This window comes from Rheinheimera baltica DSM 14885, assembly GCF_000425345.1.
GTDB lineage: Bacteria > Pseudomonadota > Gammaproteobacteria > Enterobacterales > Alteromonadaceae > Alishewanella > Alishewanella baltica.
Genome location: NZ_AUDG01000049.1, coordinates 22,500 through 32,073, shown reverse-complemented (window position 1 = coordinate 32,073; position 9,574 = coordinate 22,500). Strand labels below are relative to the sequence as shown.

Sequence of the window (9,574 nt, the reverse complement as noted above, 5' to 3'; positions counted from 1 at the left end):
AGAGCTTATCCGGCAGGAGCTATGGGGGGTGTTGCTCGCTTACAATTTAATTCGATACAAAATGGTATTGATGGCCAAGTCCCTTAAAAGTGTATTCCCAAACCAACTGAGCTTTAGAGATGCCTCATCGCACATCATCCACAAGCTCACTCTGATGCCAATTTATGCGCCGGGTAATGTGCCCGGATTCATCTTGGAAATAGAAAAAAATGCCAGTCAATTCAAGCTTGAAGGAAAGCGAGAACGCAGTTATCCAAGGACGCTAAAGGTATCGAAAAATCGCTACCCGGTGGCTAAAAGTAAAAATGCCGCTCACCTTAAGTGAACGGCATTAAGCTTAATGCTGGCTTTTTCGTTGAAAATTAAGCGAACGTTATACAGGATTACTGTATCGACTTAAGCTCTTTACTAAACGAGGTTGTACCGTTAGCAACATCAGCAATATCTTCACTACCTCTGCGCATATAGGTATTAACCGGAACTACATTTATAACGCGTTCTGAAGTAACGACAACGTCGAAAACCACCCAGCTATCAAGTTCACTATTGGTATCTTCATCCATTGTAGGACTAAAAATAAAGGTCTCTCCCTGAACACGTGCTTCTACTCGAGTTGGCGACTGAAACACTGTGCCACTGCCGGCATAATGATGAACAGCATAACGATAGCGCCCAGCTACTGGAAACTGCGGTACCGTTAAAACTTCTGGACCAAAGCTACTGACATCGTCACGGTCAAGATACATAGTGATATCGTTAACCATTTCTTGTTTTTTGCTAAAGTAAATTCTAAAACGGTCATCAACACTATTGGCTGTTCGTGGGCCTAAGAAATGCGTGTCTAAGTCGTTAGGGTTTTCACCCCAGGTAAGTGTTACTGTCATAGCGCCGGTACTTACAGCTAAGCAATTCTCCAAGTCATAATCTGTTGTACCAACATCAATAATACGTGTGTTGCTCTGACCATCAGCATCACGAACAGATAACAGCACCTGGCTGTTAGGCCGCACAGCAATATCAAACTCACCTTCACTGTTGGAATAAGTAACTGAACGCCCGATGTAATCTGTACCATCAGCAACAATTCTAACATTGGCCAGGCGTTCGGATGAATCGCTTTCAAAAACACAACCAATAATACGCACTGATTCAAACAATACATCGGCATTCCAAGTAGAGAAATGGCTAACGCTACCTAAGTAGTAAGGCCGGCTCATCTCATCAATTTGTAAGGTCGCTTCACCTTCTACATCCCAAATGCCCGTTTGCTGATTAAAATGCATCAGGGGAATGGTTGCAGGGGGTGTGTCAGCGCGCTCTGCTACTGGAATACGGATAGTGGCATCAACACCTTGTGCTAATTGAAGGGCTTTTCCGCTTGCATCAGTAAATTGGGCATTGATTGCACCAAAAGACTCTATAGCTTGCACGTTACCTGTTTGAGGATTAGTCGCAAGATAGTAGCCTGGCATAATAGCCGGATCCGAAGAGGCGTCGACATTTGTTAGTGCAGCAGTGATACTGCCAGTTGCTGGCAGGCCTTCGCTGGTGACAAAGGCTGAAGCAGGTAGCGAAACCTGCATGGCGCTGTTTGTGTCAGAGATAACAGCCGCAGCTGAGGCATCAAAAGTTGTGACAACATCTGCTGCTAACAACGCTATGCTCATTGTAGTTTCTGCATTATTCTCACTGGTTCTGGCAACATCTGAACGACTGGCAAAGCCTGTACTTGCGGCCTGAACAACAATACGTTGCTGATAACCAACTGCACCAATAGTAAACCGCCCGGTTTGGTCCGTGGTTGTTTGCTGTAATAAACTAGAAATGTTGTTTGCGCTTATAACAAAAGCCGATACATCCGCATTACTAATAGGTAACCCTGTACCGTAAGATGTCACCCGGCCTGACAGGGCTCCGAAGGTTGAGCAGTTAAGCACCAGGTTGCTAATAGCAGTATCAACTGTGACCTCGGTGGGTGTAACACTGCAGCTGTGGCCAATGCTGTCAGCGACACTAAAGGTGATTGCGGTGCCGGCAGCAAAACTTTCGGTTAATACAAATGCACCTTGCTCATCAATGTTTAGGCTCGCTTCAGCTGAACCATTAACCTGATATTGTAACGTGACCGGCCTTAATAAACCTGTTGCTGTGCCACTAATATTAAAAGTAGGCAAGTTTTCACATGCAACGGTTACGTTTTCAATGTTGGTATTAGAAAAGGATAAAGTAGTAGCACTGGTAATAGCACAATTTTGATTGGTTGGCTGTTGCTTAATGGATAAGCTAACTTGATTACCACTTTTAAAATTGTTACCTAAGCTTATGCTGCCGTTTTGGCTTATTGAAATACGGGTATCATTAACACCGACTATAACGGTGCCATTTAACCCACTTACTGTACCACTTAACGCGTAAGATGGCGATTCAACTGGGGGCGTATCATCAGAACTGCCACAACCACTAAGCGCAAGAAATACGCTACTACAAATCAGAAGGTGTTTAACACTTGTCATTAAAATCTCCATATGCCGACATAACTGCAATACGTTATTGCAACGGAGCGTTTTAACGATTTATGCCTTTTGTTGTCAAATAAAAATAACAAATTAATTGGCAAAATATTAAGTGAAGTGACTTAAGGTTTATGGCAGTAACATTAATGAGCCTTCAAGCAACACAAACGCTAGTTAAATATTCTGTTGCGAGCCGTAGCATGCTAACCGCAGACTTGATTACGCCCGTTGTTTTTGGCTTTGTATAGCATGGTGTCGGCTAATTTCACTCCGGCATGAAACTGTTCAGCATTGTCACAAATAGCGACACCAAAACTGGCGCTGACCTTATAGCTTTTATCTTGTTGTACCATAGACTGCTGATAAAGTTGGGTGCGTATTTTCTCCGCAACACTTAGCGCGTCTTGATGAGTAATATGCGGTAGTATAAGTAAAAACTCTTCGCCGCCAACCCTACAGGCGAAATCTTGTTGGCGTAAATTACGACGGAATAATTGAGCGACGGCTTTGAGCACATCATCTCCGCCATCATGTCCAAACCGATCATTCAGTTTTTTAAAATGGTCAATGTCACACATGATAAATGCAAGCGGTAAAAACTCTGCTGGCTGCTGTTGGATATTAAGCAGTAATGCAGAGTCGATAAAGCGGCGGTTAGCCAGTTGCGTAAGTGAGTCTGTGTTAGCTTGCAACTCCTTGCTTTGTTGCAGTAAATCCATGGCTCTATGACTGCGCTCACGATAGTGATCGTTAATCCAGCAAACAATAATGACAATAACTAATGATGCAATAAACCGGCTAGATTCAGCCTCTTTATAGTGCGCCTGAATAAGATCTGGAAAAAACAGCATAATACAAAGAGTTATGAGTAATAAGGCATTGCAAAGTAATGCGTTACGAACACCTAGTAGGCCAAATAAAATAGCAGGAAACGGAAATACCCAGTATAAGGCCGTATTATTAAAGCCACCCTGATAAACCAAGCTAAGCACAAAACTACCGACAAGCATTGCTTCGATAATACAGGCTCGTTCCAGATTATGACTGACATGGAATACAAAAACATTCAGCAGAAATAAAGCGGCAGTAGTAAACAGAATAATAGGCAGCAATACTTGTTCCGCGCCCAAATTCTTAATGCCGTAAATAAACATTACTGCGCTGGTGATATAGCTTACAAATGCAAGGATATAATGCCTTCGGCGATCATCAATATGCTGAGCCTGTTTCTTGGCTGCTTTATAAGGCATTGATTTCAAGCGCGACACCCAGTTGTTATTGTTTTAGGCGATATTAGCACAAAAAAAAACCAATTCACCTACCTCTAAAACAACAACAACGGTAGGGTGTGCCTTAAGCTGAGTAAGCAAGTTGAATATATTTTGATCAATCTGTTGATTTCATTACTATTGCTCTAGTAATCGGTACAGCAACTGTTTTACTGCATCAGGTTCAAATGGCTTATCACACATTGCGTTGACGCCACTTTGTGCAATATTGGCTAAATGCGTATCATTGGCCTCGCTGGTTACCATAAGCACAGGGATATGCGATAAAGTACTGTGTTCACGTATAAATTCAGTGAGCTCCCGGCCATTCACTTCTGGCATGTTGTAGTCGGTAACAACCAAGTCAAACATTTGCTGCTGCAGTCGAGCTATGGCTTGTTTACCATCTTCCGCTTCAACAATATGTTGCATACCCAGATTGGTTAAAACCCTACGAATATGGTTTCTTGCGAGCTTGCTGTCGTCAACAACCAGCACACGCACGTCATGGACATCAAACAGGGTTAATTCAAGTTCGGCCGGACTAAGCAGGTCTATTGCGGTATTTAGTGCTTTACCTAACTGCATAGCGTCAAAGGGTTTGGGTAGAATAGCAATAGCGCCGGATTGCTTAAAAGTTTCGAGTTGCGACTTTCGACTTTCGCTCGATACCAGCATAAAGGGAATGTCGGCAGTGTTACTGTCGTTTTTAAGTTGCTTTAGCAACTGCTCTGCCGTGCCATCTGCAAAATGTAACGCACAGGCAATAGCATCGGGTTTATGCTGGGCGATAAGTATAGCGGCAGCTGCAAGGCTATCTGCTTCAGCTATTTGACTGACATTTTCTTCAGCCAGTTTTTTGCGAATAATTTTGCGCTGCACTTCAGATGGTTCTACCAGCAATATATGTAAATCGGCAGGGGATAGCTGCATAACGGCTCCGCAAAAGGATAAAAGGCGAATATTGCCACAAATATTAATTTTGTGGCATAGGGTGATTAGGTACAGTTAAGGCCTTTAACGCTTAGCAAAGGTACTCACTGTAGCGACTGCAAAGCGCAATAACAAAATCAACTTCTTCTAAGGTCCAGTGTTTAACAACATTAGTTTGTTCACAGCAAATAATACCAATCACCTTATCTTGCTGTTTGATGGGCACATCCATTAACGATCGGATATTTAGCGGCCGTAAAAAGTGTTCACACAGTTCTGCTGTCACCGGATCATTAAACGCATCGACCGCAAGTATAACTTTTTTAGAATCTAACGCTGCAAAGTAGCTTGGAAAGCTCCAGCGGTCGATCATCAGCGGTTCTTGCGTAATACCATTGGTTTTATCAAGCAACATTTGACAGCTCATTAAATCATCGTCTGCAAATAACCATAATCCAGCACGCTGGATTTGCAGCGTATCCAAACAACATTGCAGTGCAGCTTGAATAATATCTGGTTTACTTAGGTCAGGCTTATCTAACGTAGAGTGTAACTGTGCCAGCTGCTCAGTAAAACGGTTATGCATAAAGTTTTACTCTCTGATTTAATGTTCTGGTTTTCACTAAAATGCCGCTTTTGTCAAAGGAATGCAAGTGGACTTGATCATGCTTGCATGGGCATAAAATGAGTTTGATTTGCTTTGGTATCACACTAAAAATATTGAGGGGGTAATTGGTAAATTTAACGCCCTATAATGTAAATTTAATGTTTTTGCTTTTTTGCTTTTTTGGTTTAAACTTCTAACTGTGAAGTAAATAAATACTAAAGCAACTTAAGTTTGTACGTCGAAAAATGTGTTTTTTGTGGTAACAAATGAGGTTAGTTGTATGGCTAATAACGCAGCGCTCGATTCTGGTATGTCGGAATATCAACAGTGGTCTATCCGCCACTCTAATTCCTTGATAAATAGCTTATTTGAACATGTTGTCTTCGGCTATGTTCCGCAAGCTGAACCCGGTATAACAGTTGGCCCGGATGCATATAAATTAACAGACGAAGATCTGGCTCAATTCGATTAAGCGAGGGATAAATCATGGCCTTTAAGCTAAAACCTGATTTTGATTACGGTATGCAACATTGTTAGCTGCTGCTATTTCCTTACAACCGCTAATAACAGAGTCACCAGGAGCAGCTACGGTGGCTGAAATTTGGCTTGGAGGTACCACTACCGCTAAGTTGATAGAAGGTGCAGTGCTTGAAGCGGCATTTCACTGCGAGCATGGTTATTTGCTATTTGTCACCGATGATATTCCCTTTGAAGATACGCTGACTATTTACCTACTGAACCCTCAATTTAAGCTGTTGGACAGTGTCAATATTGGTACGGCGTATTCTACGGGTAACTTCCACCTAACTGTTGAACCCTCTGCACGTGAAGTGCAATTTAGTTTTATTGGCGGTTTTAACTGGCAGCTAACGCTATTGGCTGCAGCAGAGTTTTGTCTACCACTGTTCAATGAACCGGCTGGCGTGCGGCGCAAACCCAACTTCAAACGCTGGTTTAAGCTAAGCTGTTCGCATAACAGTGTTTGATCTTCAAACTGTCTCAATACCCCGACCTAATCATGATTAGATGTGAACTGAATGAGTTACTGATTTAACCACTTTCGAAATGCGGCAGTGCGGGTTTTGCTGGTAATAATGGGCGCCTTTTCACCGCTGAGTATCACAGCGACAGACTCTTTGTTGTAAGGCTCAACCTGCAAAATCGTGCTGATATGCACGATATCACTGCGGTTGAGCCGGAAGAATTCGCTGGGGTCGAGCTGACCTTCTATCTCGCCTAAGTGACTTTCTGTCAGGATATGAACGGTGTTGTGTTTATCTGTCGCCAACAGCACGCCATTGGCTGCGCGAATAAGGCCAATATCGGCTACCGGCAATATTGACAAGCTTTGCCCTTTACGTAATAAAAATCGCTTTTTATAGCGGGTCTCAGCCACCGGGCTGGCTTGTTGCAGCTTATGTTTGAGCTGGGCAAAATTTAACATGGCTTCGGCAAAGCGTGGGTAGGAGAATGGCTTAAGCAGATAATCTACCGCCTGATACTGAAACACCTGCATCCAGTACTGGTCGTAGGCGGTGGTAAAAAGTACCGGGCAAGGTAAATCCAATTGTTCTAGTGCGGTAAAAACCTGGCCGTCTGTCAGCTCTACATCAGAAAAGATCAGTTCTAATGAGGCCGCTTGTGTGTTGTTGCTGAAAAAGTCGACAACCTGGGCGACAGAGCTCAGCTGAGCAATTATGTGCACGTCGGGCTGATGCCGCAACAGGTAAGCTGCCAACTTTTCTGCCGCTAAGGGTTCATCTTCGATAATCAGTACTTTCATCGATAATCCTTGCCTGTACTTAGGTGTTAGATGCTGTGTTGCAGCGGCACCAGCACGGTAAAGCTGTCATTTTGTACGACTTCAATAGCTTTGCCATGCACTGCCTGGCAGCGCTCGGCTAAATTACGTAAACCAATACCGGTTCCGGGCTGAGCAAACGCTTTAGGCCGCAGTAAGTGGCGCACCATCAATTGTTGTTGCTGAAGTGCTATCTCAATGGTTAATGGCTGCTCGCTTGAGGCATCGTTATGCTTTACTGCATTTTCCAATAATAGCTGCAGACAGCAGGGCACCAGATAAAAGCTGGCTTGTTGCTGTGGGTCAATATTGATGCGCAGCTGGAAACTGGCCGGGAAGCGCTGCTCCAGCAACGCCATATAATGTTTTGCAAACGCCAGCTCGTCAGTTAACGGTACCAAGGTTTTGCTGCCTTGCTGCAACTGATAGCGGTAAATTTCGGCAAAATACTCGAGAAACTGCTCGGCCGACTCTGGGCTTTTATGAATAAGCACAGATAACACATTCAAGTTGTTGAATAAAAAGTGAGGGTCTAGTTGTTGCTGCAACAGTTGCAGCTTGTATTGCTGGCTATGTTGTTGTGCCTGCAGCAGTTCCACCTGTTGCTGTTGTTGACGTTTTAAAGCCTGCCACAGTAAGTCTGCTCCGGCTATTAAGCTGTGAACGAGCAGGTACATCAGGCCAACCCGCAGATAGTGCTGAACCAGCAAGGGTTGGCCGGTCGCTGCATCGATTAAAAGCTGTACCCCGGTCATCAGGCTAACAAAAATAAGTAAACTCAAACTAAAACTTTGGCTATAACGCTGTAGCAGTGTATCAGGCTGGCGTTTCGCCCAAAGCCAGGCATCCAGTTTACGACTTAACCACAGCGCAATAGCGGCCTGCAACGTAAGCCACAGCGGCGCATCGGCGTGAAATTGCAGGGTTTGCCCTGGCGCGGTTTGTAACAGTGCCAGGTATAGCATCAAGCAATAAGAAAACAGCAGTAACAGCAAAAAGGTTTTGAGCTGATTCATTATTTCACCTGCACCGCTTCAGGTAAGCGCATTAATTCACTGCCATCTTCGGCGTAAAACACCAGTTGCGGTTTACCATCGGTACCCACAGCCATTTCAATTCGCTTATTACCTTGTGGATCATTTAGTTGCAGCATCGCTTTTTTGTTTAATGTGCCATAAAAAGCCCGCCGGTTGCCATGAATATCTGGATGCAGCTGCTCAAGTTCTTTAATTTTGGTCGTTGCGGCACTGTCACCGGCTTCGGCCGCAAGCATCAACTGCATATATTCATTAATCGGGTACTGTGGCCGGTCTATCACATTTAGGCCGGTGATCAGCATGCCATCCTGCTCGATATGTTGTAGCGCCAGGCTTTGATCCTGATTGTAGCGGTCAAAGGACAAATGCAGGCCATGTTCAACTTTGCCGTTTTTCGCAAAACCACGGAATACAAAGCCGCCATTTTCTGAGCCCTCGTCATTGTAAAAAATCATGCCCGGGCGTGGACCCGGATCAAAAAACACTTTGCCTTCTTTAATGGCTTTAGGGGCATGCGCGGTATTGGCGATAACCATACGCGGATGACCGCTGGGCTCCATCACATTTATACGTTGCACATTAAGTTCGCGCACCGTGCTGCTGTCGCTGGGTAGCAGTTGGGTTTTTACTGTAAGTGCGGCAATGGCACCGATCAGAATCAGGTTTAAATGGGTTTGCGTAAAAAAATTCCTGGCTTGCTGCATGATATTTCCTTGGTATGAGTTGATGCAGCGAGTGTGGCGCAACGCTGTTGCCGCCAACAGCGTAAACGGTTAAACAGCAGAAAACGGCCAGTAAAGGGGGGATAAATTAAAATAAGCCTCTGGGCCTACAATATTTTCAATTAAGGCCAAACAAACAATTGTAACAACAGGTGTAATTGCGCTATTTCCAACATAGCTAGTTACATTTAAGGGCTTAATTGTAATACAGGCGATATACCGCAGGTCTTGAACGGCCTCAGTAGTTAAACGATAACGTTTTCTAGCGCTTATCATGCTCAGTTATAGCCTGATCAAATATATCGGTAACACTTTGCTCAGAATAGTTGCCGTTATAGGCGCTGGTTAGCCGCTGTTGCAGTAGAGTTTCCAACTGCTTCACAGAGTAGTTTTGCGGTTGCTCTTCCGCTTGCTGTGGTAGCACCTTGTCCAGAATAAAATCTTTAATGCTTTTGCCCTGCAATGCCGCCATCGCTTTTAAAAGCTGATGCTGCTCAGGTGTCACTTCAATGGATAGTCGGCTCACTGTGCGCTCCGGTGCTTATTGCTTAGACAGCAACAAGTATAAACGTGATGCACTAATGTGCAAATGTACATTTGTGTATGATAGGCAACCTAAGCGTGAATAAAACTATTGTCGTTACCTGTTTTATCTACTAAGTTAGAACCTTGCAGCCACCTCAGAGTGGTAAA

10 protein-coding genes and 1 pseudogene are annotated in these 9,574 nt (G+C 44.1%); 3 read left to right on the top strand and 8 right to left on the bottom strand.

Annotated features, from left to right (window positions below; genetic code table 11):
- Positions 1-325: pseudogene (locus H595_RS0114965) on the top strand (IS4 family transposase); the annotation flags it as partial.
- A 58-nt stretch (positions 326-383) separates the two neighbouring features.
- On the opposite strand, the gene H595_RS0114960 reads toward H595_RS0114965, so the two are convergent.
- The 4 genes from H595_RS0114960 to H595_RS0114945 form a co-directional block, all read right to left on the bottom strand.
- A complete protein-coding gene (locus tag H595_RS0114960) occupies positions 384-2,513 on the bottom strand; it encodes a carboxypeptidase-like regulatory domain-containing protein (RefSeq protein WP_027671939.1) in 2,130 nt (709 codons plus the stop codon).
- A 203-nt stretch (positions 2,514-2,716) separates the two neighbouring features.
- Positions 2,717-3,763, bottom strand: a complete 1,047-nt coding sequence (locus H595_RS22525) for a GGDEF domain-containing protein (RefSeq protein ID WP_051219931.1) — start codon at positions 3,761-3,763, stop codon at positions 2,717-2,719.
- Between the two features lie 156 nt (positions 3,764-3,919).
- Positions 3,920-4,714, bottom strand: a complete 795-nt coding sequence (locus tag H595_RS0114950; RefSeq protein WP_027671938.1) for a response regulator — start codon at positions 4,712-4,714, stop codon at positions 3,920-3,922.
- Between the two features lie 91 nt (positions 4,715-4,805).
- Positions 4,806-5,300, bottom strand: coding sequence for a GAF domain-containing protein (locus H595_RS0114945; RefSeq protein ID WP_027671937.1), 495 nt, complete (start codon positions 5,298-5,300; stop codon positions 4,806-4,808).
- Between the two features lie 301 nt (positions 5,301-5,601).
- Here H595_RS0114945 and H595_RS0114940 point away from each other — a divergent pair, with 301 nt between their 5' ends.
- The gene (locus H595_RS0114940; protein ID WP_156885994.1) at positions 5,602-5,793 is read left to right on the top strand and encodes a hypothetical protein; all 192 of its coding nucleotides are present in this window, start codon (positions 5,602-5,604) and stop codon (positions 5,791-5,793) included.
- A 118-nt stretch (positions 5,794-5,911) separates the two neighbouring features.
- Positions 5,912-6,307: a hypothetical protein gene (locus H595_RS0114935; protein ID WP_051219930.1), complete on the top strand. Its 396-nt coding sequence runs from the start codon at positions 5,912-5,914 to the stop codon at positions 6,305-6,307.
- Positions 6,308-6,363: 56 nt separating this feature from the next.
- Here the strand turns inward: H595_RS0114935 and H595_RS0114930 are convergent, their stop codons facing one another.
- The 4 genes from H595_RS0114930 to H595_RS0114910 form a co-directional block, all read right to left on the bottom strand.
- Entirely contained in the window at positions 6,364-7,104 is a 741-nt protein-coding gene (locus H595_RS0114930; RefSeq protein WP_027671934.1) for a LytR/AlgR family response regulator transcription factor, read from the bottom strand.
- 26 nt (positions 7,105-7,130) lie between these two features.
- Positions 7,131-8,138, bottom strand: coding sequence for a sensor histidine kinase (locus tag H595_RS0114925; protein WP_027671933.1), 1,008 nt, complete (start codon positions 8,136-8,138; stop codon positions 7,131-7,133).
- The gene (locus H595_RS0114920) at positions 8,138-8,863 is read right to left on the bottom strand and encodes a hypothetical protein (protein WP_027671932.1); all 726 of its coding nucleotides are present in this window, start codon (positions 8,861-8,863) and stop codon (positions 8,138-8,140) included. The genes H595_RS0114925 and H595_RS0114920 overlap by 1 nt, the downstream gene beginning before the upstream one ends.
- A 280-nt stretch (positions 8,864-9,143) precedes the next feature.
- Positions 9,144-9,407: a type II toxin -antitoxin system TacA 1-like antitoxin gene (locus tag H595_RS0114910; protein WP_027671930.1), complete on the bottom strand. Its 264-nt coding sequence runs from the start codon at positions 9,405-9,407 to the stop codon at positions 9,144-9,146.
- Between the last annotated feature and the right edge of the window lie 167 nt (positions 9,408-9,574).